The following is a 24,469-nucleotide window of genomic DNA, read 5'->3' as shown; positions in this document are numbered from 1 at the left end:
CAGTTCCGCGGTTTCCCGCCTACCCCTTACTCCGTCGGCAACAGCCTATTCGGCTGCCTCAAGCGCCGGAGCCTTTCCGGCATTGTGCGTGTATTCGTCGATGCGCTTTTCAATCTCCGGGCGGAAATGCCTGATAAGACCCTGGATCGGCCAGGCCGCAGCATCCCCGAGCGCACAGATCGTGTGTCCCTCAACCTGTTTGGTCACGTCAAACAGCATGTCGATTTCTTTTTTCTGCGCATTGCCGATGGCCATGCGCTCCATCACCCGCCACATCCAGCCAGTGCCCTCTCGGCAAGGTGTGCACTGGCCGCAGCTTTCGTGCTTGTAGAAATAGGCAAGCCGCGCAATCGCCTTGATGATATCGGTCGAGCGATCCATCACGATCACTGCAGCCGTCCCAAGACCTGATTGCAGATCCCGCAGGCTGTCAAAATCCATCGGGCAGTCGATAATCTGGTCGGCAGGCACGCACGGGACCGAAGAACCACCCGGAATAACGGCAAGCAGATTATCCCAGCCGCCGCGAATGCCGCCGCAGTGACGGTCGATCATTTCGCGGAACGGGATGGACATCTCTTCCTCGAAGGTTGCCGGCTGATTGACGTGCCCGGAAACACAAAAGAGCTTCGTGCCGTGGTTGTTCTGGCGCCCGAACCCGGCGAACCAAGCCCCGCCGCGCCGCAGGATCGTTGGTGCAACGGCAATGGATTCCACATTGTTGACGGTGGTCGGGCAGCCATAAAGACCGACATTGGCCGGAAATGGCGGCTTCAGGCGCGGCTGGCCCTTCTTGCCTTCGAGGCTTTCAAGCAGTGCCGTTTCCTCGCCGCAGATATAAGCGCCCGCGCCGTGGTGGACATAGACGTCAAAGTCCCATCCGCATTTGTTGTTCTTGCCGAGAAGTCCCGCGTCATAACATTCGTCAATCGCGGCCTGCAACGCTTCGCGTTCGCGCATATATTCGCCGCGAATATAGATGTAGGCCGTGTGAGCACCCATGGCGAAACCGGCAAGCACACACCCTTCGATCAGCGTGTGCGGATCGTTGCGCATGATATCGCGGTCCTTGCAGGTACCAGGCTCCGATTCATCCGCGTTCACAACGAGATAGTGAGGCCGCCCATCAGATTCCTTCGGCATGAAGGACCATTTCAGGCCGGTCGGAAAACCGGCGCCGCCGCGTCCGCGAAGACCAGATGTCTTCATCTCGTCGATGATCCAGTCGCGGCCCTTTTCAATCAGCGCCTTGGTGCCGTCCCAGTGCCCGCGCGACATGGCGCCTTTCAGGCTCTTGTCCTTAAGGCCGTAGATATTGGTAAAGATCCGATCCTTGTCTTTCAGCATGACGATCCCCTCTACCTCGGCTTCTTGCCGAATACGCGGACATATTCCTCAACGCCGCCTTTGGCGAGCGCTTCGGCCTGCTTGACCCATTGTTCGCGCTCGATGCGCCCCTTGAATTTCAGGAAGCCATCGACCCACGCGCATTCCGCCTCTTTCCAGGCAGCAACCTGCTCGAATTTGAAGATGCCGATCGAGTTCAGCACACCCTCGATTTTCGGCCCGACGCCTGAGAGCATCTTCAGATCGTCCTTTTCGTCCGGCTCTTCCATTGCCGCAGGCTTAACGCCGTCGGAAGCGGCAACTTCTTTCGGCTTCTTCGGGGCTTTCACAGCGGCCTTGCCGTTTGATTTGGCGCCAGCATTGGCCTTGCCGTCGGTCAAGGTAGTCAAGCCGCCAATGGGCGCGGAGAGATGGCGTCCGTTTTGCGGTCCCGGAGTAACGTTTTCGCCCTCACCGGCCTCGAACCTGTCAATAATGTCGGCCAGTTGTTCCGGTGTCAGATCTTCATACGCGTCCTTGAAGATCATCACCATCGGCGCATTCACGCATGCGCCCTGACATTCAACCTCTTCCCAAGAGAGCGTTCCGGCCTCATTGGTTTCAAATTGATGTTCGCTGATTTTGTTTTTGCAGACCTTGATAAGGTCTTCCGAACCACGCAGCATGCAGGGCGTTGTTCCACAAACCTGCACATGAGCGTGCGTGCCAACCGGCTTCAACTGGAACTGCGTGTAGAACGTCGCAACTTCCAGGGCACGGATATACGGCATCTGCAGCATATCGGCGACGGATTCGATGGCGGCCTTGGTGACCCATCCATCCTGTTCCTGCGCCCGCATCAGCAATGGAATAATGGCCGACTGCTGGCGGCCCTTTGGGTATTTCTTGATCGTTGCCTTGGCCCACGCGGCATTTTCCCGGCTGAACCGGAACTGCTCTGGCTGAATGGAATCCTCGGCAAGACGGCGTACGGACATTCTTATTCGCTCTCGCTATTGATCGCACCGCAGCGCGAGGACGTTAAAGTCTTGAATTCGCATGCATAAGCGGCTTTTCCCTTCTGCAGGAAAACCACATATTGGCTGCCATTCGGAGCGGCCGCCTTGATCTCAAATCCGCGTTGCAGCAGTGTCCGCATCGAAACACCACTGCCACTGCTTGACTGTGCCGCCGCGACCTGCACCGCGCCAAATCCCATAACAACGCTCAACACTGCCGTAAACAACGTTCTGATGATCATCGGTCCACCTCCCCAAACACGATGTCGAGCGAGCCAAGGATCGCGGACACATCAGCCAGCATGTGGTTGCGGCAGATGAAGTCCATGGCTTGCAGATGAGCATAGCCCGGCGCCTTGATCTTGCATCGATATGGCTTGTTACTTCCGTCGGAAACGAGATAGACGCCGAACTCGCCCTTGGGCGCTTCAACGGCGGCGTAAACCTCACCTTCCGGCACGTGATAGCCTTCGGTATAAAGTTTGAAGTGGTGGATCAGCGCTTCCATGGAGCGCTTCATCTCACCTCTCTTGGGCGGCACGATCTTGCCGTCGATAGATGTTACGGGTCCGGTCTTTTCAGCACCGAGAAGACGCTCGACACACTGTTTCATGATCCTGACGGACTGGCGCATCTCCTGCATGCGAATGAGATAGCGGTCGTAACAATCACCGTTCTTGCCAATCGGAATGTCAAAATCCAGCTCGCTGTAGCATTCATAGGGCTGGGAGCGGCGTAGATCCCAGGCCGCGCCCGATCCACGAACCATCACACCCGAAAATCCCCAGGCCCAGCAATCGTCAAGCTCGACCACGCCGATATCGACATTGCGCTGCTTGAAAATTCGGTTGCCGGTCAACAGGGCTTCAATTTCATCGACCACCTTGAGGAACGGATCACACCAATTGCCAATATCCTCAACGAGTTGATCCGGAATATCCTGATGAACGCCGCCGGGCCGCACATAGGCGGCGTGCAACCGCGCGCCGCATGCCCGCTCATAGAACACCATCAGCTTTTCGCGTTCCTCAAAACCCCACAGCGGCGGGGTCAGCGCGCCGACATCGAGCGCCTGCGTCGTCACATTGAGAAGATGCGAAAGGATGCGGCCGATCTCGGAATAAAGAACACGCACGAGCTGCCCGCGCTTCGGCACTTCAACGCCGGCAAGTTTTTCCACCGCCAGCGCAAAGGCATGTTCCTGGTTCATTGGGGCCACATAGTCGAGGCGATCGAAATAGGGAACGGCCTGAAGATAGGTCTTCGTCTCGATCAGCTTCTCTGTGCCGCGATGAAGCAGTCCGACATGCGGATCCACCCGCTCGACGATCTCACCGTCAAGCTCCAGCACCAGCCGCAGAACACCATGCGCAGCCGGGTGCTGCGGACCGAAATTGATGTTGAAGTTGCGTACGCTGTGCTCAGTCATGAGATTCTTCCTGCCCAGCGGCGAACAGCGCGAACACCTGCTCTCCGGTCAGCTTCTCGGTATCGTTGGCAAAATCGTAACAGTGCGGCTTCTCGTCTATAAAGATTTCGGACGTGAACCGGACGTCAGGCCGCGTCTCGAAAGCGGCCAGTGAAACCTGGTAGGCGCCATGGCCCTTCATGTTCCAGAAAAGGGACGCACCGCATTTGCGGCAAAACCCACGCTCACCCCATTCGGACGAGCCGTAACGCTCAAGATCGTCGCCGGACTCGATAACAACGCTGTCGCCACAATCAACCGCAAAGAAAGGCCCGGCCGCCCAGCGCTGACACATGCCGCAATGACACACACCCGTTTCCGCCTTCACGGGAGCAGCCGAAAACCGTACGCTGCCACAAAGGCATCGCGCGCTCAGTCTCTCGCCGTCAGATGAAGAATGTGTCTCGGTCATTGCGCCTGTTGGTCCAATCTCTCTTATTCACTCGCTTTTTCGTCACCGGGCAGCACATATTCGGCGCTTTCCCACGGCGACAGAAAATCGAAGTTGCGGAACTCCTGCTTCAACTGAACCGGCTCGTAAACCACACGCTTGACCTCATCGTCATAGCGCACTTCGACAAACCCGGTGGTCGGAAAATCCTTGCGCAGCGGATGCCCCTCGAACCCGTAGTCCGTGAGAATGCGCCGCAGGTCCGGATGGCCTGTAAACAGGATGCCGTAAAGGTCATAGGCTTCCCGCTCGAACCAGTCTGCGCCGGGATAAACCGGCGTAACGGAGGGTACTGTTTCGTCTTCGCCAACCTCTAGCTTCACGCGAATGCGCAAGTTCTGGCGCGGAGAGAGCAGATGATAAACGACATCGAAGCGCCGCACCCGCGAAGGCCAGTCGACACCGCACAAATCGGTAAAATTGACAAACTGGCACTGCGCATCGTCGCGCAGGAAGGTAAGCAGCGATATCACCTGCTGCGCGGTGGTGCCGATTGTCAGTTCATCGAAGGCAAGCTGGGTTCCCGTGATGGCTTCACCCTTGCGCTCCTCCAGATAAGAGGCCAGTTCTTCAAGCGCTTCGCTCATCTGCCACCCCTATCTCTCGATTGTTCCGGTGCGGCGTATCTTCTTTTGAAGCAGAAGAACGCCGTACAACAGAGCTTCGGCCGTCGGCGGGCAGCCAGGAACATAGATGTCGACCGGCACAACCCGGTCACAACCCCTGACGACCGAATAGGAATAATGATAGTAGCCGCCGCCATTGGCGCAGGATCCCATGGAGATGACGTAACGGGGTTCGGGCATCTGGTCGTAGACCTTGCGCAGCGCAGGCGCCATCTTGTTCGTTAATGTACCTGCGACAATCATCACGTCCGACTGGCGCGGCGATGCGCGTGGCGCAAAGCCGAAGCGTTCGGCATCGTAGCGCGGCATCGACATTTGCATCATTTCAACGGCGCAGCATGCAAGACCGAACGTCATCCACATAAGCGAACCGGTGCGTGACCAGTTGATCAGCTCGTCTGTGGATGTGACCAGAAAACCCTTGTCGGCAAGTTCGTTGTTGATCTCACCGTAAAACGGATCGTCCGCTCCAACCGGCTTGCCGGTCGCCGGATCAAGGATGCCGCGGGGCTGCTGAGCCACCAGCGTCGAATGTCGGTCGCCTACTGCCATTCCAGAGCTCCCTTCTTCCATTCATAGATAAAGCCGACCGTAAGGATTCCCAGAAAAACCATCATGGACCAGAATCCGAACCAGCCCACATCGTTGAAAGAAACAGCCCAGGGGAAGAGGAATGCAACCTCCAGATCGAAGATGATGAACAGGATCGCAACCAGATAAAAGCGTACGTCGAACTTCATTCTCGCATCGTCAAATGCGTTAAACCCGCATTCATAGGCCGACAGCTTTTCCGGATCGGGCGCCTTGTAGGCGACTGCGAAGGGCGCAATCAGGAGCGCCAAACCGATAACCAGCGAAATTCCGAGAAAAACCACAATGGGAAGGTATGAACTGAGCAGTTCAGTCATCTTGGTTTCCTTGCATTTTCGCACCCGTGCGGTTGCGAACAATTCCAATGTGCGGGTTTACACATTAAGCCGATGCAGTCAACGCAAATGGCGGTTCGGAAACACATAAATGCGACGAATTGACCGAGACCCCGCCGCAACGGAAATCTCCTCAAACTGCCCTGCCCCTCGAACAGCCGGAATCAGCCCCTTTGCAAACTAGCACAGCATCGAAAGACGGTGTTGGCAAATGTCTCCGAGGCTGCACGCGAGTCAACTTTGGGCCACCGCCCCAATTATAGCTATCCGCGTTCGGTCGTCGGCAATCTCATTTCGCGACTGAAACGAAACCATTTCAGGAAATCTTCTCGACCTGCGTAAGACCCCGCTTGACGGGGCCCAAGCTTCACGCAGCGAATACGGTCTTGTACCAATATGGCGATACGGCGCGGCGCGCTATCCGGCTATGAAGTCGTTTGCGCCGGTCCCACTTCTCAAATGCTACAAAATCAACATATTTGCTCAGGCACTTAACCTTGCGGGCACTCAGCTTCTGTGGACCATTGAAAAGAGAGTAACCATAGCGTTCCCATTGATGGTCGGTCAGCGTGTATTCTTTTTCATGCCGAACGGACATGTAGGTCCCCAGCGTTTCATACTCGCTGAATTCAGAGCCGCTCTTATGGTCGAGATTGGACATCACCGCCTCGATCAAATCCATTCCGGTTCTCATTTCAATCAAGTGACAAAGGTCGTCGACCCAGTGTTTTTTGACCGCCAGACACTGGGCGATGAAAGAGTAATCAACGGTGCGATGCAGGCCGGTGAGACGTTGGATCGTGTCAAAATAGGGCTGATGATATTCACGAGCCTTGTAAACCAAAAGTCGCCCTTCGGTTACGAACTGCAGGTTTCTGACCGGAAGCGTATCGGCATCCCAAATCAGATTTACCGCATCTTCTCCACCTTGCCTGAGCGCTCTCAACTTCACGAATTGCTGTAGATACCAGCCGGCACGCGGTTTCAGCATATCGGGCAATCTGGACGCGATCGATGTTTTGTCTTCGCCGTCAAGAACTTCAAGCTCACAGCTTACACCAAACCTGGCATCCGTCGCCGCGCGAAACTCCAAAAGGTCTGCTGCCGGTACATAAACAGTGTAATGGCGCGCACCGATATGATTCAGTATGTAGTGATGTGAATGCCGCCAGATGTCCAAATCCGACAGGGAGGCGACACAAACAACATGATCAATATCGGTCATCACCCGTCTGCCTGCTGAAACTGAGTATCCGACCATCTATAAGGCCGAGATACAGATGCAATGTGAACATTACAAAGTAATCGCCGATATTACATAAATAAATCAGCGAGACTAGACAGGCAGTTTTTGATGATTTTCCGGTTTCAGAAGTGGAAAACGGCCAACGCTACCCCTTTGGGGCAGGCAGACCGGTACATAAACTCAAACACCCGCCTCCGGCTTCATATTTCCGGATGCGTCGGCGACATAAGTTGTTGAAAAAATGGCGCGAGTGACGGGGCTCGAACCCGCGACCTCCGGCGTGACAGGCCGGCACTCTAACCAACTGAGCTACACCCGCGCGAGGCCTTGCATTGCTGCAAAACGTGAGCGGTCAATTAAGCTGTTCCCCGCAACCTGTCAAGCGCCGATCAGACGCTTTTACGACAATCCTTCGACAAATTATCAGATTGCCGCCAATGCGCTCATAATCGCCAAAAACTTGCGCACGCGCACGTCTTTTTCCTTGCACTCGGCCAGCGAAGCGCCTAAACGGTGCCAAGATTTTTCAGGGGGCGGTTAGCTCAGCTGGTAGAGCGCCTCGTTTACACCGAGGATGTCGGGAGTTCGAGTCTCTCACCGCCCACCATCAATCTCCCGGATGATACAGACTTCGCCGTTTTCGGCATCAGGCCGGCACGGCGCCAACGAGACCGAGTTTCTCGCGCCGGTAGTAGCGCCAGTTCATCAGAACCGACGCGACGGCAAGGCCGAGAGCAAGCCCCCACCACACGCCAACGGCGCCGAGCCCAGCCCAGAAGGCAAGGAAATAGGCAGCCGTCATCCCCATGGCCCAGTAGCTGATCACGGCATAGAACATCGGCACCTTCGTGTCTTTCAGCCCGCGCAGCAGTCCGGAGCCCATAACCTGAAGTCCGTCAAAAAGCTGAAAGGCCGCCGCGACAGCCAGCAGCGGTACCGCATGCTGAAGAACCAGCGAAGCATCGGGGTTCCTCTCGTCCAGAAACCAGCCGACAAGGACTTCCGGTACAGTCCAGAATACAATCGCCAGGAGGAGCGTGATTGCAACAGCAAGAAGCAGCGCCACGTTGCCGGCTCGCCCAAGGCCGACCCAATCACCCTGGCCATAGGCTTTGCCGACCCTGACGGTCGCAGCGCTTGAAAGGCCTAGCGGAAACATGAATGCAATCCCGGCAAGCTGGATCGCAACCCCGTGGGCGGCAAGTTCGATCGTACCGATCCATCCGATCATGACCGAGGCTCCTGCAAACAGGCCGACTTCAGCCAGAATGGTGGTGCTTATCGGCCACCCAAGCCTGAGAACCTCATTGAACGCCTGCCAGTCCGGCCTCCAGAACCGAACCAGCAGCTCGTAGCGGACAAGCTCCTTCTTGGTCACGGCATAAAGGACAAGGAGCAGGCAGGTAACGGTACTGGTGCCAAGGGAGGCAACCGCCGCCCCCACCACGCCGAGACGAGGTGCGCCGAAATTGCCGAAGATGAACATGTAGTTGAGAAAGGCATTGGCAATCGTTCCGGCCACAGTTGCCCAAAGCACCACCTGCGCGCGCTCCAGCGCGCTCAGATACGAGCGGAATACCATGATGATCAAGGCCGGGGCCATCGCCCATTGCGCGACACGCATATAATCCCCTGCAAGTGCCGCGGTCTCCGCCGGCTGACCAAGCAATAACAGGATCGATTCCGTCATCCACAGCGGAACCATCACAATGGCGCTGTAGCAGAGGATCACCCACATCCCCATCCGCACCGAACGCCTGACACCCCGCACGTCGTCCCGGCCATGCGCCTGTGCGGCAAGCGGCATGACTGCAAGCGAAAACCCGGAACCAAAGATGAAGAACAGGAAGAAGGTCTGGGTTGCCAGAACGCCGGCGGCAAGCTCGGGTGCCCCGAGCCAACCGATCATGATCGTGTCGGTCACATTGATGGCAATTTGAGCCAGCTGCGCCCCGATCAGCGGAACGCCCAGCACCAAAGTGGCCCGGGTATGACCGAGCCAGGAAAGCGGGGCTGCACTGCCCTTCCCGTCCGGGTCGTGCGTGACGTCCATAATTCACCAATCCGCAGAGCGTTTGTTCGCGGCACAGAAATTTGCCTGCTTTGGATTCATCCATAGTGCAAACAGGCAACTGCGGCAATCATCGCGCATGGTTGCGACGCACGGGCAAAGGAAAAGCCCGGCACATGTGCCGGGCTTTTCATGTCAAAACAGCTAGATGTCAGTGATGGATCAGCTGTTAACAGCGTCCTTCAGACCCTTGCCTGCCGAAAATTTCGGAACGTTGCGGGCTGGAATATCAACTTCCGCGCCAGTCATTGGATTGCGCCCTTTAGAAGCATCGCGATGCGAAACGGAAAAGTTTCCGAAACCCACCAGACGAACGTCCCCGCCCCCTTTCAGCTCGGACGTGATGGTGTCGAAGACTGCTTCCACCGCAGAGCCGGCATCGGCCTTGCTCATACCTGCCTTGTCAGCCACGGCAGCCACCAGTTCGTTCTTGTTCATTTTCCAACCCTCTCAGTGTGTAAGAAACGACTCAGTACGAAGTCGCAGGGAATTGTACGTCGCTAACGCAAAATCACAACGATTGAGTGCAGAAAACCCCGCGATTGCGGCGTTTTTTTAGGTTTTTACCCCGGAAAATGCAGGAAGCGGGCTTTCGCCCGCTTCCAAACCGCTTCACCAGTAGATTTTTACAGAATCAGTGCGCAACCGATGTATTGGCATCATCGCCGCTTTGATCCGCCGGAATGGGTGCGTCAGTCGCATCCCATTCAATCGGCTGAGGCTGCCGCGTCAGGGCTTTTTCAAGCACCTCGCTCATACGCGAGACCGGGATGATTTCCAGTTCGTTCTTAACATTGTCCGGAATGTCGGCCAGATCCTTAGCGTTCTCCTCAGGAATAAGAACGGTCTTGATACCACCACGCAATGCGGCAAGAAGTTTTTCCTTCAATCCACCGATCGGCAAGACGCGTCCACGCAAGGTGATTTCACCGGTCATGGCTACGTCCTTGCGAACCGGGATCGACGTCATGATGGACACGATCGAGGTCGCCATGGCGACACCGGCCGACGGACCGTCTTTCGGCGTTGCCCCTTCCGGCACGTGGACGTGAATATCGCGGCGGTCGAACAATGGCGGCTCGATGCCGAAATCGACAGCCCGCGAACGCACATAGGATGCTGCCGCGGAAATCGATTCCTTCATCACGTCGCGCAGATTTCCGGTCACCGTCATCTTGCCTTTGCCCGGCATCATGACGCCTTCGATCGTCAGCAGTTCGCCGCCAACCTCGGTCCATGCCAGACCGGTCACGACACCAACCTGGTCGTCGCGCTCAGCTTCGCCGTAGCGGAACCGCGGAACACCCAGATATTTGTCGAGGTTCTTGTCGGTCACATCGACGGCCTCAACGCCTTCCTTGAGAATCTCGGTCACCACCTTGCGCGCCAGCGACATCAACTCACGCTCAAAATTACGGACCCCGGCTTCACGGGTATAACGCCGCACGATCTCGCGAAGCGCATCATCGCTGACGGAGAACTCCTTCGCCTGCAGCGCATGGTCACGCAAGGCCTTTGGCAGGAGGTGCCGACGGGCGATTTCCAGCTTCTCGTCTTCCGTGTAGCCGGCAATCCGGATGATCTCCATACGGTCCATCAGCGGCGCTGGAATGTTCAGCGTGTTCGCCGTGGTGATGAACATCACGTTGGACAGGTCGTATTCAACTTCGAGGTAGTGATCCATGAACGTCGAATTCTGTTCCGGGTCCAGAACCTCCAGCAGCGCCGAAGACGGATCACCGCGGAAATCCATGCCCATCTTGTCGATTTCGTCGAACAGGAACAGCGGATTGGCCTTCTTGGCCTTTTTCATCGACTGGATGACCTTACCCGGCATCGATCCGATATAGGTCCGCCGGTGGCCGCGGATTTCCGCTTCATCGCGGACGCCACCAAGCGCCATGCGAACATATTCGCGCCCCGTTGCCCGGGCAATCGACTTGGCCAGAGACGTCTTGCCGACGCCCGGAGGTCCGACAAGACAAAGGATGGGCCCTTTGATCTTGTTGGAGCGGCTTTGCACGGCAAGATACTCAAGGATCCGCTCCTTGACCTTCTCAAGCCCGTAATGGTCGGCTTCGAGAATGCCCTCGGCCTTGTTCAGGTCGACCTTGATGCGGGACTTCTTGCCCCACGGAATACCCAGCAACCAGTCGAGGTAGTTGCGCACCACCGTCGCCTCTGCGGACATCGGGCTCATCTGCTTGAGCTTTTTCAGCTCTGCATCGGCCTTTTCCCGGGCTTCCTTGGACAACTTTGTCTTTTCGATGCGCTCTTCCAGTTCGCTCATCTCGTCACGGCCCTCTTCGCCGTCACCGAGCTCCTTCTGGATCGCCTTCATCTGCTCATTGAGGTAATATTCGCGCTGCGTCTTCTCCATCTGCCGCTTGACGCGCGAACGGATGCGTTTTTCGACCTGCAGGACCGAGATCTCGCCTTCCATGAAGCCGAGCGCCCGTTCAAGCCGTTCCTGGACGCTGACGGTTGCCAGCATTTCCTGCTTTTCGGGAATCTTGATCGAAAGATGCGACGCCACGGTATCTGCAAGCTTCGAATAATCATCAATCTGGCTGGCAGCACCGACAACCTCAGGCGATATCTTCTTGTTCAGCTTGACGTAGTTCTCGAACTCGGAAACGACCGAGCGGGAAAGCGCCTCAATCTCCACCGGGTCCTCATCAGGCTCCGGCAGGGTATCGGCAAAGGCTGAATAGAATTCTTCATTCGGCTCGAAACCGGTGATCCGTGCACGCGCCTTGCCTTCGACCAGAACCTTGACGGTTCCGTCCGGCAGTTTCAGCAGTTGCAGCACATTGGCAACGGTTCCGACATCATAGATGTCTTCGGTCTCGGGATCGTCGTCGCCGGCGTTGATCTGGGTTGCAAGCAGAATCTGCTTGTCCGCGCCCATCACCTCTTCCAGCGCCCGTATCGACTTTTCCCGCCCGACGAACAGCGGCACGATCATGTGAGGAAAGACCACAATATCGCGCAGCGGCAGCACCGGATAGGTGGCTGCATCGTTGGGTTGGGTGGTTATTTCATTCATCTTGTTTCCTTTCGGCCTCCACCGGCGAAAACCGGTGCCCAACGGCCCACACTTCACTTGTCTCCTAAGTGGAGTGTTCAAATTGTCGTTTCAAGCCCGCATGAAAGAGGTAGGAATGCGCGGACCAACGCGTAACAGGCGAATCTCAACCAGTGTCTTACCTCAGCATTAGCCCGGTAAAACGCTGTGTCAAACAGGCAAATTGATTAACCCCAGCCAGCTTGCAGAACCGTTCCGACTGTGGAGAATTGGCAACGCGTTCTAGGGATCAGGTTCTGTCGGAGTCAAGCCAATCGACCGCTAGAGCAGCAAAAACGGCGTGTTGAGGCGCTTCCTTGCACCCTGAAAGCAAAAAAACCCGCCTCATGGCGGGTTCTTCTAAATTCGTCGTTTTCTCACACAGGCTTACGCAGTCGCATTACCCTTTTCCTCTTCCCGCTCTGAGTAGATGTAGAGCGGGCGAGCCGACCCGGACACGACTTCATCCGAGATCACAACCTCTTGAACACCCTCAAGTGACGGCAACTCGAACATTGTGTCGAGCAGGATTTTCTCCATGATCGACCGCAAGCCACGCGCACCCGTCTTTCGGGCGATTGCCTTGCGGGCGATGCCGCGCAATGCATCCTCATGGAAAGTCAACTCGACATCTTCCATCTCGAACAGGCGCTGATATTGCTTCACAAGAGCGTTTTTCGGCTCCGACAGGATCGAAATCAACGCGTCTTCATCAAGATCTTCCAGCGTCGCAATCACCGGCAGACGACCGATGAATTCCGGAATGAGACCGAACTTGACCATGTCTTCCGGCTCAAGCTCACGCAAAATTTCACCAACACGGCGTTCGTCCTGCGCTCTCACGGTCGCACCGAAACCAATCGATGTTTTTTCACCACGGGCCGAAATGATCTTGTCGAGGCCCGCAAAGGCGCCGCCGCAGATGAACAGGATGTTTGTTGTATCGACCTGCAGGAACTCCTGCTGCGGATGCTTGCGTCCACCCTGGGGCGGCACGGACGCAACCGTTCCTTCCATGATTTTCAAAAGCGCCTGCTGGACGCCTTCACCCGATACGTCACGGGTAATCGACGGATTGTCGGACTTGCGCGAAATCTTGTCGACCTCGTCAATATAGACGATGCCGCGCTGGGCGCGCTCGACATTGTAGTCCGCCGACTGAAGCAATTTCAGGATAATGTTCTCGACATCCTCACCGACATAACCGGCTTCCGTCAGCGTTGTCGCATCGGCCATGGTGAACGGCACATCGATAATACGCGCCAGCGTCTGAGCCAGATAGGTCTTGCCGCAACCAGTGGGCCCGACAAGCATGATATTGGACTTGGCCAGCTCGATATCATTGCTTTTGCTCGAATGCGCCAACCTTTTGTAGTGGTTGTGCACGGCAACCGACAGGACGCGTTTGGCCTGTCCTTGACCGATGACATACTCATCAAGCGTATCGATGATTTCTTGCGGTGTCGGAACACCATCGCTCGACTTCACCATCGAGGATTTGTTTTCCTCGCGGATAATGTCCATACACAGCTCGACACACTCATCGCAGATGAAGACGGTCGGACCTGCGATCAGCTTGCGAACCTCATGCTGGCTTTTGCCGCAAAACGAACAGTAGAGCGTGTTCTTTGAGTCGCCGCCGCTACCACCGCTGACCTTGCTCATATTCAATTCCTTCCAAAGGCCCGTACTGACACCAGGCCCGTTCTCCATGCCACCTGCCTTGATCCGGCCAGAAAGCGGCCAAATCAGGACACCTCAAGACGGTGCCCACAGGATATATCCCAACGCCAATATACAGAGCACCAAAAACAAAGCTATGCGCTTTGTCTTGAAAATAACCTTAACGCTCGAAATTAACGTTCCAGAGCGCGTCTTCCAGCCCCAAATAGGCCAATCTGTTGCCGTTTTGCAGCACCAATGTGTTGATCTGACGGCGAACTAGTCGTCCTTGCTTTCCCCTTCCATGGCCTCGCGCGTGGAAATCACCCGATCGATAAGGCCAAATTCCATGGCCTCGTCAGCGGTCATGAAATGATCACGGTCCAGTGTGTTCTCGATCGTCTCGTAGTCCTGCCCTGTATGCGCCACATATACTTCATTGAGCCGGCGTTTCAGCTTGATGATGTCCTGAGCATGGCGTTCGATGTCGGACACCTGTCCCTGAAAGCCGCCCGATGGCTGGTGAACCATGATACGGGAATTCGGCGTGGCAAAGCGCATATCCTTGTGTCCGGCACACAGCAACAGTGACCCCATGGAGGCCGCCTGCCCCATGCACAGCGTTGAAACCGCCGGCTTGATGAACTGCATCGTATCGTAGATCGCCATGCCGGCCGTCACGACACCGCCCGGCGAATTGATGTACAGCGCGATCTCTTTTTTCGGATTGTCGGCTTCCAGATAAAGAAGCTGCGCGCACACCAGCATCGCCATATTGTCCTCGACCGGACCGGTGATGAAAATGATGCGCTCTTTCAGAAGCCGCGAAAAGATATCAAAGGCACGTTCGCCCCGGTTCGTCTGCTCAACGACCATGGGAACAAGCGACAGCGCGGTATCGACGGGATTGGACATTAGTTAGCCTTTTTGTGCTGTCCCGATCTGGTGGCGATCGAGAATCGGATGACATTTCTTACTGCCTACATAAAATGCGTTGGCCCGGCGGTTCAAGAGATGTTGACAATCAAGGGCCTTTACGCTGCCTATTGCAGTCAAGATGGTTAAGGCTGGACCGGTTCTCCGAACATCAACAATCCCTCAATGAAACAGAGACCAGTAGAAGCCGCCAATGCCAGGAATATCCAACATAGGCCGCCTCCACGGACTTCAAAAGCGTGGAAGACGTGATGTTTGATCTTCAGCCTCCCCCATGCGTGGATGTTGCCAACGGTCCGATAGCGATCCTCGCTGTTCACAATGAAATGCTTCGCATGGAGTCATTGCTGGCGCATCACAGATCGATCGGCATCAAGCATTTTTTTGTTGTCGACAACGGGTCCACTGACGGAACAGGAGAATTTTTGACACAACAGGCAGACGTCACATGCCTTCCGTCAAGCCAGCCCTTCAAAGATTACAAGTCTCTTTGGTACAATGAGATTGCAAACCGATACGCGGTTGGCCGGTGGACTTTGTTCGTGGATGCAGATGAACAGTTCGTATATCCCGGTTGGCCGGACAAATCTCTGGCCGCCCTGACGGATCACTGGAACCGCCTTGGAATTGATGCCCTGGCGGCAACTTTGGTTGATCTCTATTCGCACCTGCCGTTCAAAAATATCGCCTATGAACCTGGCACACCGTTGCTGGACACATGCTCCTGCTTTGACGGTGACAGCTATTATCTTGCCGGTGTCTGGTCTGACGACAACGGCCAACATCCGAACTTCTCGCTTAAAGGAGGCGTGCGGGAGCGTTTGTTCTGGCCAAATCAGGATAAGTTCAAGACCAGGTTCAGAAACGCCATGCTTTCCCCGGGAATGCATCCCTATCCTTTCCGGAAGAACCTGCTCTACAGAATCGTCCGCCAACTGCTTAGAAAAATCCCGGATCCGGATAGTCCGGAACTGTGTAAAATACCTCTTTTGCGCTGGAAAGAAGGATACTCGATTGACAAGGGGGCGCACAGGTTACGAGGATCGTGCCGTATTGGTGAGGATCTTTGTACCGTACTGCATTTCAAGTTCCTGCAGGACTTTGAGCAAAAGGTGCGTACCGCCGTCGAACGCAAGCAGCACCACAAGGGTTCCATCGAATATGCGTCTTACAAAAGCAGCCTGGACACTTTGCCGGAAACCGTATTCGCCAACGCCCGCTCAATCAGATTTCAAGGCATGCAAGACCTCTATAAAGCCGGACTTGCGCATATCTCCAAAGAAACAAGCGATTATCTGCTGTCCATGGAAGAGTAAGTGTATACGACAGACGCTGGCGTAACGTGGTCAAGTCGTGAATTCCGATGCAATCGCAACGGTGCGAGGCGATCCCCCAAGGATCTGTTGAGTTAAAACCATATTCGCATCAATATCGCCAGAATCCGAAAACACACCAGGGGATACCTTCGCAGTGCCAGTCAACAGCCGACAGCAATCGACCGCGATTGACCTCAATCCGCGGGACCCGGAATTCTATCTGAACCCCTATCCGCATTATGATGCGATGCGGGCTTGCGGACCGGCTGTCTACTGGAACGACTACGGCATGTGGTGCTTCACCGGTTTTGCCGAGGTCAACCGACTTTTGCGCGACAAGCGCTTCGGTCGTCAGATCCTGCATGTCGCAACGCGCGAAGAGCTCGGATTGGCCGTTCCCAATCCCGATCTTGAGGATTTCAATGCGGTAGAGGCGCATTCGCTGCTGGAGCTGGAACCTCCCGCGCACACGCGCTTGCGAACGCTCGTCAACAGGGCGTTCGTGTCCCGACAGGTCGAAAAGCTCCGCCCGGAGATCGCCGCCCTCACCCACCGCACGATCGATCGTTTTGCCGCCGATGGTCATGTGGAACTGATCAAGGCGTTTGCCGAACCGATCCCGGTCTCGGTGATCGCCCGCATGCTTGGCGTGCCTCAGGAACGTTGCGATGATCTTCTTGACTGGTCGCACGCCATGGTACGCATGTACATGTTCGATGCCGATACGAATGCCGTCAACGCTGCGAACACGGCGGCCCGCGATTTTGCCGCCTGTCTGCGCGAACTGATCGCCGAGCGGCGCAAAGCCCCCGCCGACGATCTGATCAGCCACATGATCCTCTCGGACCGCAAGGGCGACCGTTTGAGCGACGACGAATTAATCTCAACCAGCGTCCTTCTGCTCAACGCGGGACATGAGGCAACGGTCCACCAGACCGGAAATGCGGTCAAGGCAATCCTTGAAAACGGCCTCGATCACAGGAAGCTCTTCAAGGACGACGCCTCAACGGCAGCCACGATCGAAGAGGCCCTGCGCTATGATGCGCCGCTTCACATGTTCACCCGTTACGCGCTGGAAGATTTGGACCTTGAAACCGGCATCACCGTCAGGAAAGGCGAGCAGATCGGGTTGATGCTCGGCGCTGCCAACCGCGACCCGAAGCAGTTTGATCACGCTGCCTCTTTCATGGCGGACAGGCCCGGACAAGCCAATGTCACCTTCGGCGCGGGTATCCATTTTTGCATCGGCGCCCCGCTTGCGCGGCTCGAGTTGCAGGTTTCGCTGCCGATCCTGTTCGAACGGCTTCCGGGACTGAGGCTCGAAGGTGAACCACGCTATCGCGATGCCTATCACTTTCACGGCCTGGAACGGCTGGATCTTGCCTGGTTGCCCGCCTAGAGCAAATCCGCACTAACCGCTCTTTTCCAAATCCTCGATAAGCTTGTATTGCGTCGGCGGATCGGCACACACGGTCGGGCCGCATTCAAGCAACGTGGAGACGGCGTTTCCGGCTGTCAGTGCAAGCATCAGGAAAAAGGCGAACTTGGCGAGCCGGTGGCCGCCGAATTTTTCGTGTCCGGGTTCATCGACCAGACTTTTATATTGCCCCTCAAACAACAACATGATCGCCGTTCCGACCAGTACAAGGAAAAAACAAATCCCCGCCCAGGTGTAATAATGAAGCCCAAGGACCGGCGAGCCATAGGCCCCCGTCCCCGGCACGATGTGCAGAAGTATCTGCCGAACGGAGACCGAAAGACCGTAAAGGCCTCCGATCAGCATGATCCCGTAGTGGTGCGGTTTGGCTCCGTAGACAAGATTAAGGCACAGTCCGAAGCCGACCATGACAAGCCCGACACGTTGTAGCAGGCAAAGCGGACATGGCAGTTCGTCCAGCGTGAACTGGAAGACGTAGGCGGCAATCAACACACCGCAGATAACCAGGAGACCGATGGCGTTGAGGGTTCTGGACGGATGTGGCGCTACAATCATGACCGCACCCTCACAATTTGATCTTCAGCGGTGTGGTCGCATGAAAATCCAGCCAGTAGATGCTCATGACCAGAACGATGGCAAACACAACGAAGGACCAGCGCCAGCGGTCATCCCAGGCCAGGACCATGGCGATGGCAAGGAGTGCAAAAAGCAGGGCAATCATCAGTCAGCCTCCGTCAAACAGGCGTCACGCTCCTGATACTAGCCGAGTCGCCCGCAAGTCAGAACCCTGGGGTCGCACCGTAGCTCCAGATCAACGTAAAAGGCCCGGCGCGCGACAAGCGCGGCCGGGCCTTTCGGGCAATTGAAAAATGAGGGTCAGGCCTTGTCCAGCGCCTGGCTCAAATCGGCAATAATGTCGGCGACATCTTCAATGCCGATCGAAAGGCGCACCACATCGGGCCCTGCACCGGCAGCAACCTGCTGTTCCGGCGAGAGCTGGCGGTGGGTTGTGGACGCCGGATGAATGACAAGGGAGCGCGTATCGCCAATATTGGCAAGATGCGAGAAGACCTCAAGCGCATCCACGAACTTGACGCCTGAATCGTAGCCACCTTTGAGCCCGAACGTGAAGACTGCACCTGCCCCGTTGGGCGAGTAGGCCTTCATAAGGGCATGGTTCTCATCATCCTCAAGACCGGAATAGGAAACCCATGCAACCTTGTCGTGGTTCTTCAGCCAGCGCGCGACTTCCAGCGCATTGTCGCAGTGCTTTTGCATCCGCAAAGGCAACGTCTCGACACCGGTCAAAAGCAGATAGGCATTCATCGGGGCAATGGATGGTCCGAGGTCGCGCAGGCCCAGCACGCGGCAGGCAATAGCGAAGGCGAAATTGCCAAAGGTTTCGTGCAGCACGAGGCCGCCATATTCGGGACGCGGCTCCGAAAGCATCGGATAGTTGGCAGTGGCCGACCAGTCGAATGTGCCGCCGTCGATAATCACGCCGCCCATGGAGTTGCCATGCCCGCCGATGAATTTCGTCATGGAGTGGACCACGATATCGGCGCCGTGCTCAATCGGCCGCAGAAGATAGGGGCTGGCCATGGTGTTGTCGACGATCAGCGGAATACCGTGCTTGTGTGCGATATCGGCAATCGCCTTGATATCGACAAACGTCCCGCCGGGATTGGCAAGGCTCTCGATGAAAATGGCGCGGGTGCGCTCATCGATCTGGCTTTCTATGCTGGCTATGTCGGCCGGGTCGCCCCAGCGTACATGCCAGTCGAAATTCTTGAATGCATGCCCGAACTGGTTGATGGAACCGCCATAGAGCTTGTTTGCAGCAATGAAATTGTCGCCGGGGCGCATGATGGTATGGAACACAAGAAGCTGTGCGGCATGACCGGAGGCCGTTGCAAGCGCCGCCGTGCCGCCTTCAAGCGCGGCAACACGCTCCTCCAGAACAGCCTGCGTCGGATTCATGATCCGTGTGTAGATGTTCCCGAAGGCCTTCAGCCCGAACAACGAGGCGGCATGATCTGCATCATCGAATACAAAACTTGTCGTTTGATAGATGGGCGTTGCGCGTGCCCCCGTTGTCGGGTCCGGCTGTGCACCGGCATGGATGGCCAGGGTGCTGAAGCCCGGTTCGTTATTCGACATGATAATCCCCTCCGGATTGATGGTTCGGATAGGGGGTTATCCCGTAGGATTACAGCAAGGTCAAAGAAGTTTTTGTGCGGAGCGCTTCAATTTGAGAAACACCGACCCCTTTATCGGCGCGGCTCTGGAAACTCATTTCTTCGGGCTTCGGATGCCCAAGGCTTGAAAACCCGCCTGTACCGCCGGCTTCTTAGAAGAAATCACACGGCTGTTGACGCCGGTCCAGCCGATTTCGCCGGACAAGCGCCCGAATTCGATCTTCGGACACCGGTCCATGACAACACGGATACCGGCTGCCTCGGCCTTGCGCGCGGCCGCATCGTCACGCACCCTCAACTGCGACCATAAAACCTTTGGAAGCGGCTTGAGCGCCAGCATTTCATCGACAATTCCGGACAAGGCTTCAGACCCGCGAAAAACATCGACCATATCGACCGGATGCGGGATGTCTGCAAGACTGGCATAAACCTGCTGGCCAAGGATCCGGTTGCCGGCCTGGCCCGGATTAACCGGAATGACCTCATAGCCTTTCGCCAGCAGATATTTCACCACGAAATAACTCGGTCGAACCTCTTTCGGCGATGCCCCCACGACGGCGATGGTCTTCACCGAATGTAGAATTTCGGCAACATAGTCGTCGGGATAGCTGTTATGGTCCATCGCTGTCACTTGATTTTCCGGTTCGTCTGTACACTTAATCGCGGATCGAATAATAAATTGCGCGCTGGGGAGCGCGCAGGAGATACATGTCAAAAAGACATTGTGTCTATAGCTGGGCTGACGGCCGCATCATAGGGAGATGCCGGACCGTTGCCAGTAGAAGTATAATGAGGAGACCGGGGAAATGAGAAGAGCGGCACTTTGCCTATGCATATTGGCTGTCAGCCTGCCCGCCCATGCACTGAGCCGATACGCCACGCCAACACTGACGTGTGCGCGCATCCAGGCAATTCTCAAAGAAGAAAACGCCGCAATACTGCGCTATCCGTCTCCGCGCATCGCTGATTTGACGCTCTATGACATCTATGTCTCGAACGGACGCTTTTGCTCGAACGGCGAAGTCGGCGTCACCACCTATGTACCGGCAAAAGATACGCGCCAGTGCCGGGTTATGGAATGCAGGCAGCGGACCAGTGATGAGAACCGCTAAACAGCGTTGAACCGAAATGGTTCGCCGCATACCGAATGCCCTGCCCTAACGGTCGCTCCACTTGGGTTCGCGTTTCTCCAGAAAAGCGTTGATGCCTTCCTCGGCGTCCCGCGCCAGCATGTTTTCAGTCATCACCCAGGCAGTATAATCGTACGCTTCGTTGAGCGGCCGCTCGAGTTGCTGGTAAAAGGCTTCCTTGCCAATCTTCAGGGTCAAAGCGGACTTTGATGCGATAACGGCAGCATATTTGTCGGTCACGGTCCGCAGATATTCTTTTGGAACAATACGATTGACGAGACCGAATTCCTTGGCGCTCGACGCATCGACCGGCTCACCGGTCAACAGCATTTCCATCGCCTGTTTTCGATGAGCAGCCCGCGATACCGCAACCATGGGGGTAGAGCAGAAAAGACCGATGTTCACGCCCGGCGTACAAAACTGCGACGTATCGGTACATATCGCCAGATCGCACGTCGCCACCAGTTGACACCCGGCCGCCGTTGCGAGCCCATCGACCTCCGCGATCACCGGCTTCGGCAAGGCGGTGATCGTCATCATGAGATCGGAGCAAAGACGCATTGTCTTTTCAAAAAAAACGCGCCCCCGGTCGTCATCCGATCGGTGAGCCGTCAATTCTTTCAGATCGTGGCCGGCGCTAAACACTTTCCCCGCTGCCGAAATGACGACCACCCGAACATCATTATCGGTCCCGGCCGCATCAAGAGCAGATTTGAGGGCCTCCATCATCGCAATCGACAGGGCATTTGCCGGCGGATTATTCAGCGTGAGCCTGAGAACCCCGTCGGCCAACTGGCGGACGACAAGCGCATCCTGATCGTTGCTGTTCGCGGCTGCGGTTTCTGACATCACGGATCCTCCGTTCGCTTGCATCGCCATGCGGCACCTTTCCTTGGTATATCGCGGCCATGCGACTTGGCAAGGACAACACTTCCCCTTACGTTTACGTCAACGTTATTTAAGGAATTGCATCTTTCGGGAGGATGACTATGGCGAGGGTTCTTTTCGAAACAGACGGCCGCATAGGCCGGATAACACTGAACCGCCCCGATGTTCTCAACGCGATAGACGATGAACTTCCACGGGAACTGGAGGCAGCCGTTGCCGCAGCCAATGACGATGACAATGTGCATGTCATCGTGCTGTCGGGATCCGGCAAGGGCTTCTGCGCCGGCTACGATCTCGCCTACTACGCCGAAGCGCGCGAGGGTAAAGGCTTCGAAGCCACCCAGGACATGCCCTGGGACCCGATGAAAGACTACAGCTTCATGATGCGCAACACGCAGCATTTCATGTCGCTTTGGCGCTCTTACAAACCGGTCATTGCCAAGATTCACGGATTTGCCGTCGCAGGCGGATCAGACATCGCGCTGTGCTGCGATATGATCGTCATGGCTGATGATGCCCGCATCGGCTACATGCCGACGCGCGTCTGGGGGTGCCCGACAACCGCCATGTGGGTTTATCGCCTCGGACCGGAAAAAGCCAAACGCATGCTCTTTACGGGCGATACGATCAACGGCGCGCAAGCCGAGGATTGGGGCCTTGTACTCAAATCCGTTCCCGCTGACCGGCTTGACGGCGAGGTTGACGCTTTGGCAGAGAGGGTCGCCGGGGTTCCGAAAAATCAGCTCATGATGCAAAAGCTCGTGGTCAACCAGGCAATCGAAGCCATGGGACTGCACCAGACACAGATGTTCGCGACGGTGTTTGACGGCATCACCCGCCATTCGCCCGAAGGCCTGAATTTCAAACACCGCGCCGAAGAGGTCGGCTGGAAGCAGGCGGTTCGTGAACGCGATCTTGGAACCTATGACTGGACCGAAGACCGGCCGATAAATTCCGTAAAAGGCAGCTAACAGACGGAACACCATGTCAAAACATACCTTGAACCCCCTCATGACCGCACAGGAAGTCAACGCTTTTCTGGCGGAAGTATACCCGCAACTGAACGATGCCATGTCAGGCTATTCGGTTGTTGATGTTGTGCCTGGCGGCTGCACTGTCCGGCTTGATGCAACGGAGGCGCATCTACGCCCCGGCGGAACGGTTTCCGGCCCTTCCCTTTTCACACTCGCCGACATCGGCGGTTATGCCTGTGTGCTTTCACACACCGGACCGGAAGCGTTGAGCGTCACCACCAACCTCAACATCAACTTCATGCGAAAGGCGCTTGCCGGGCCGATTGACGGCCTCTGCCGAATTCTTAAATTCGGACGTTCACTGGTCGTCTTCGATGTCGAAATGAGAACCTGTTCGGACGGGCTGACGGTCGCCCATGCAACAGGAACCTATTCGATACCGCCGGGTCAGCCGTCAAATGCGTGAGCGGTCATAGGCCGGCCCCGTTGTGGTAATATAATACCTATTTTTTAAACTATTGAATTTAATGGGTATTTTGAAGATAAGGCTTCAAAATTTTGCTTGCGGCAGTCAATTGCTTGATCTATAACCGCCGTCAATATCGGTCCCGAGCGGGGCCGATATGCGTTTGCCGGACGGGTCCGGCGCCAAGCAACAAGAAAAGCCTTTGTTTCAAAGGTCCTGAGAAAGAGCATATCAATGAAAACCTTCTCGCAGAAACCGGCAGAGGTGGAGAAGAAGTGGGTACTGATCGACGCCGAAGGTCTCGTCGTCGGCCGCCTTGCTTCCCTCGTGGCCCTGCGCTTGCGCGGCAAGCACAAACCGACCTACACGCCTCATGTCGATGACGGCGACAATGTCATCATCATCAATGCGGACAAGGCCGTCCTGACCGGCCGCAAATACACCAACAAGAAATACTACTGGCACACCGGCTATCCCGGCGGCATCAAGGAGCGCACGGCGCGGCAGATTTTCGAGGGCCGCTTTCCCGAACGCGTCGTTGAAAAGGCCATCGAGCGCATGCTCCCGCGTGGTCCTCTCGGTCGTCGCCAGATGAAGAACCTGCGCGTTTACGCTGGTTCCGAGCATCCGCATGAAGCGCAGCAGCCCGCCGTTCTCGACGTCGCCGCGCTCAATACCAAGAACAAGAGGAATGGCTGACCATGGCTGAACTCAACTCACTGGAAGAACTCGGCCAGGCAACCGAAACCGAAGAAGTCCAGGCTCCCGTCCACGTGCAGAAGCTGGACGAACACGGCCGCGCCTATGCCACCGGCAAGCGTAAGGACGCGGTCGCCCGCGTCTGGATCAAGCCCGGAACCGGCAAGATCACGGTCAACAAGAAAGACTTCTCGGAGTATTTCGCCCGTCCTGTGTTGCAGATGATCCTGCAGCAGCCGATCGTCGCTGCGGCCCGTGACGGCCAGTTCGACGTGATCGCAACGGTGACTGGCGGTGGTCTGTCCGGACAGGCCGGCGCAGTGCGCCACGGCATCTCAAAAGCGCTGACCCACTACGAGCCGGCCCTTCGTGCGGTTCTGAAAAAAGGCGGCTTCCTGACCCGCGACAGCCGCGTTGTTGAACGTAAGAAATACGGCAAGGCAAAAGCCCGCCGCTCCTTCCAGTTCTCCAAGCGCTAAACAGCCTTTCAGGTCTGATCAATATGAGGCGCTGCCATTGGCAGCGCCTCTTTTGCTTTCGAGCAAATCGCAAGGGCTTTGGT

General features: G+C 56.2%; 26 protein-coding genes and 2 tRNA genes. 8 read left to right on the top strand and 20 right to left on the bottom strand.

Translation table 11 applies throughout. The features are described from left to right. Positions 1 to 45 precede the first annotated feature (45 nt). The 10 genes from nuoF to OQ273_RS06650 form a co-directional block, all read right to left on the bottom strand. A complete protein-coding gene (nuoF, locus tag OQ273_RS06695) occupies positions 46 to 1,347 on the bottom strand; it encodes an NADH-quinone oxidoreductase subunit NuoF (protein WP_267989692.1) in 1,302 nt (433 codons plus the stop codon). 11 nt (positions 1,348 to 1,358) lie between these two features. Continuing rightward, positions 1,359 to 2,324 carry an NADH-quinone oxidoreductase subunit NuoE gene (gene nuoE, locus OQ273_RS06690; RefSeq protein WP_267989691.1) on the bottom strand — a complete coding sequence of 322 codons (966 nt, stop codon included), beginning with the start codon at positions 2,322 to 2,324 and terminating at the stop codon, positions 1,359 to 1,361. 2 nt (positions 2,325 to 2,326) lie between these two features. After that, positions 2,327 to 2,587, bottom strand: a complete 261-nt coding sequence (locus tag OQ273_RS06685) for a hypothetical protein (protein WP_425493351.1) — start codon at positions 2,585 to 2,587, stop codon at positions 2,327 to 2,329. Further along, on the bottom strand, positions 2,584 to 3,774 hold the full coding sequence (locus OQ273_RS06680; protein ID WP_267989690.1) for an NADH-quinone oxidoreductase subunit D: 1,191 nt from the start codon (positions 3,772 to 3,774) through the stop codon (positions 2,584 to 2,586). The genes OQ273_RS06685 and OQ273_RS06680 overlap by 4 nt, the downstream gene beginning before the upstream one ends. Continuing rightward, the gene (locus tag OQ273_RS06675) at positions 3,767 to 4,225 is read right to left on the bottom strand and encodes a GFA family protein (protein WP_267989689.1); all 459 of its coding nucleotides are present in this window, start codon (positions 4,223 to 4,225) and stop codon (positions 3,767 to 3,769) included. The genes OQ273_RS06680 and OQ273_RS06675 overlap by 8 nt, the downstream gene beginning before the upstream one ends. Positions 4,226 to 4,248: 23 nt before the next feature. Further along, positions 4,249 to 4,851 carry an NADH-quinone oxidoreductase subunit C gene (locus OQ273_RS06670; protein WP_267989688.1) on the bottom strand — a complete coding sequence of 201 codons (603 nt, stop codon included), beginning with the start codon at positions 4,849 to 4,851 and terminating at the stop codon, positions 4,249 to 4,251. A 9-nt stretch (positions 4,852 to 4,860) separates the two neighbouring features. Beyond that, positions 4,861 to 5,442 (bottom strand): NuoB/complex I 20 kDa subunit family protein, encoded by a 582-nt coding sequence (locus OQ273_RS06665; RefSeq protein WP_267989687.1) that lies wholly within the window; start codon positions 5,440 to 5,442, stop codon positions 4,861 to 4,863. After that, a complete protein-coding gene (locus OQ273_RS06660) occupies positions 5,433 to 5,798 on the bottom strand; it encodes an NADH-quinone oxidoreductase subunit A (protein ID WP_267989686.1) in 366 nt (121 codons plus the stop codon). Before OQ273_RS06660 ends, OQ273_RS06665 begins: the two co-directional genes overlap by 10 nt. Before the next feature lie 385 nt (positions 5,799 to 6,183). Next, entirely contained in the window at positions 6,184 to 7,041 is an 858-nt protein-coding gene (locus tag OQ273_RS06655) for a DUF6492 family protein (RefSeq protein WP_267989685.1), read from the bottom strand. A 263-nt stretch (positions 7,042 to 7,304) separates the two neighbouring features. Continuing rightward, positions 7,305 to 7,381: transfer RNA gene (locus OQ273_RS06650), tRNA-Asp, on the bottom strand. A 212-nt stretch (positions 7,382 to 7,593) separates the two neighbouring features. On the opposite strand from OQ273_RS06650, the gene OQ273_RS06645 reads away from it, so the two are divergent. Further along, positions 7,594 to 7,669 (top strand) — tRNA-Val (locus OQ273_RS06645). 39 nt (positions 7,670 to 7,708) lie between these two features. Here the strand turns inward: OQ273_RS06645 and OQ273_RS06640 are convergent. The 5 genes from OQ273_RS06640 to OQ273_RS06620 form a co-directional block, all read right to left on the bottom strand. Continuing rightward, the gene (locus OQ273_RS06640) at positions 7,709 to 9,115 is read right to left on the bottom strand and encodes an MATE family efflux transporter (protein WP_267989684.1); all 1,407 of its coding nucleotides are present in this window, start codon (positions 9,113 to 9,115) and stop codon (positions 7,709 to 7,711) included. Positions 9,116 to 9,295: 180 nt separating this feature from the next. Then, positions 9,296 to 9,571, bottom strand: a complete 276-nt coding sequence (gene hupB, locus OQ273_RS06635; protein WP_267989683.1) for a DNA-binding protein HupB — start codon at positions 9,569 to 9,571, stop codon at positions 9,296 to 9,298. Positions 9,572 to 9,767: 196 nt separating this feature from the next. Then, on the bottom strand, positions 9,768 to 12,182 hold the full coding sequence (gene lon / locus OQ273_RS06630) for an endopeptidase La (protein WP_267989682.1): 2,415 nt from the start codon (positions 12,180 to 12,182) through the stop codon (positions 9,768 to 9,770). A 405-nt stretch (positions 12,183 to 12,587) separates the two neighbouring features. Further along, positions 12,588 to 13,865 carry an ATP-dependent Clp protease ATP-binding subunit ClpX gene (clpX, locus tag OQ273_RS06625; protein ID WP_267989681.1) on the bottom strand — a complete coding sequence of 426 codons (1,278 nt, stop codon included), beginning with the start codon at positions 13,863 to 13,865 and terminating at the stop codon, positions 12,588 to 12,590. 276 nt (positions 13,866 to 14,141) lie between these two features. After that, positions 14,142 to 14,777 carry an ATP-dependent Clp protease proteolytic subunit gene (locus OQ273_RS06620; protein ID WP_267989680.1) on the bottom strand — a complete coding sequence of 212 codons (636 nt, stop codon included), beginning with the start codon at positions 14,775 to 14,777 and terminating at the stop codon, positions 14,142 to 14,144. 272 nt (positions 14,778 to 15,049) lie between these two features. Here OQ273_RS06620 and OQ273_RS06615 point away from each other — a divergent pair, with 272 nt between their 5' ends. Then, positions 15,050 to 16,114 (top strand): glycosyltransferase family 2 protein, encoded by a 1,065-nt coding sequence (locus tag OQ273_RS06615; protein WP_267989679.1) that lies wholly within the window; start codon positions 15,050 to 15,052, stop codon positions 16,112 to 16,114. 154 nt (positions 16,115 to 16,268) lie between these two features. Further along, complete coding sequence (locus OQ273_RS06610) at positions 16,269 to 17,513, top strand: cytochrome P450 (RefSeq protein ID WP_267989678.1); 1,245 nt, start codon at positions 16,269 to 16,271, stop codon at positions 17,511 to 17,513. A 12-nt stretch (positions 17,514 to 17,525) separates the two neighbouring features. On the opposite strand, the gene OQ273_RS06605 is transcribed toward OQ273_RS06610, so the two are convergent. From OQ273_RS06605 to OQ273_RS06590, 4 genes are all read right to left on the bottom strand, one after another. After that, a complete protein-coding gene (locus OQ273_RS06605) occupies positions 17,526 to 18,107 on the bottom strand; it encodes a disulfide bond formation protein B (RefSeq protein WP_267989677.1) in 582 nt (193 codons plus the stop codon). Positions 18,108 to 18,117: 10 nt separating this feature from the next. Further along, complete coding sequence (locus OQ273_RS06600; protein ID WP_267989676.1) at positions 18,118 to 18,273, bottom strand: DUF5993 family protein; 156 nt, start codon at positions 18,271 to 18,273, stop codon at positions 18,118 to 18,120. A gap of 155 nt (positions 18,274 to 18,428) precedes the next feature. Next, entirely contained in the window at positions 18,429 to 19,712 is a 1,284-nt protein-coding gene (locus tag OQ273_RS06595; protein ID WP_267989675.1) for an O-acetylhomoserine aminocarboxypropyltransferase, read from the bottom strand. 132 nt (positions 19,713 to 19,844) lie between these two features. Continuing rightward, complete coding sequence (locus OQ273_RS06590) at positions 19,845 to 20,372, bottom strand: CoA-binding protein (RefSeq protein WP_267993038.1); 528 nt, start codon at positions 20,370 to 20,372, stop codon at positions 19,845 to 19,847. Positions 20,373 to 20,556: 184 nt separating this feature from the next. Between OQ273_RS06590 and OQ273_RS06585 the strand changes: the two genes are divergently transcribed. Then, positions 20,557 to 20,862, top strand: coding sequence for a hypothetical protein (locus OQ273_RS06585; RefSeq protein WP_267989674.1), 306 nt, complete (start codon positions 20,557 to 20,559; stop codon positions 20,860 to 20,862). Between the two features lie 45 nt (positions 20,863 to 20,907). Here the strand turns inward: OQ273_RS06585 and OQ273_RS06580 are convergent, their stop codons facing one another. Then, complete coding sequence (locus OQ273_RS06580) at positions 20,908 to 21,729, bottom strand: enoyl-CoA hydratase (RefSeq protein ID WP_267989673.1); 822 nt, start codon at positions 21,727 to 21,729, stop codon at positions 20,908 to 20,910. Positions 21,730 to 21,869: 140 nt separating this feature from the next. Here OQ273_RS06580 and OQ273_RS06575 point away from each other — a divergent pair, with 140 nt between their 5' ends. From OQ273_RS06575 to rpsI, 4 genes are all read left to right on the top strand, one after another. Then, positions 21,870 to 22,739: a crotonase/enoyl-CoA hydratase family protein gene (locus tag OQ273_RS06575; RefSeq protein ID WP_267989672.1), complete on the top strand. Its 870-nt coding sequence runs from the start codon at positions 21,870 to 21,872 to the stop codon at positions 22,737 to 22,739. A 40-nt stretch (positions 22,740 to 22,779) separates the two neighbouring features. Continuing rightward, the gene (locus OQ273_RS06570; RefSeq protein WP_267989671.1) at positions 22,780 to 23,208 is read left to right on the top strand and encodes a PaaI family thioesterase; all 429 of its coding nucleotides are present in this window, start codon (positions 22,780 to 22,782) and stop codon (positions 23,206 to 23,208) included. Positions 23,209 to 23,442: 234 nt separating this feature from the next. Further along, a complete protein-coding gene (gene rplM / locus OQ273_RS06565) occupies positions 23,443 to 23,907 on the top strand; it encodes a 50S ribosomal protein L13 (RefSeq protein WP_267989670.1) in 465 nt (154 codons plus the stop codon). Positions 23,908 to 23,909: 2 nt separating this feature from the next. Then, on the top strand, positions 23,910 to 24,386 hold the full coding sequence (gene rpsI, locus OQ273_RS06560; protein WP_267989669.1) for a 30S ribosomal protein S9: 477 nt from the start codon (positions 23,910 to 23,912) through the stop codon (positions 24,384 to 24,386). Positions 24,387 to 24,469: the final 83 nt, after the last annotated feature.

Origin of the sequence: Hoeflea prorocentri (assembly GCF_027944115.1) — a bacterium.
Classification (GTDB): domain Bacteria; phylum Pseudomonadota; class Alphaproteobacteria; order Rhizobiales; family Rhizobiaceae; genus Hoeflea_A; species Hoeflea_A prorocentri.
Note: the sequence above shows the minus strand (reverse complement) of the source record. Positions and strands in the feature narration are given on the sequence as shown.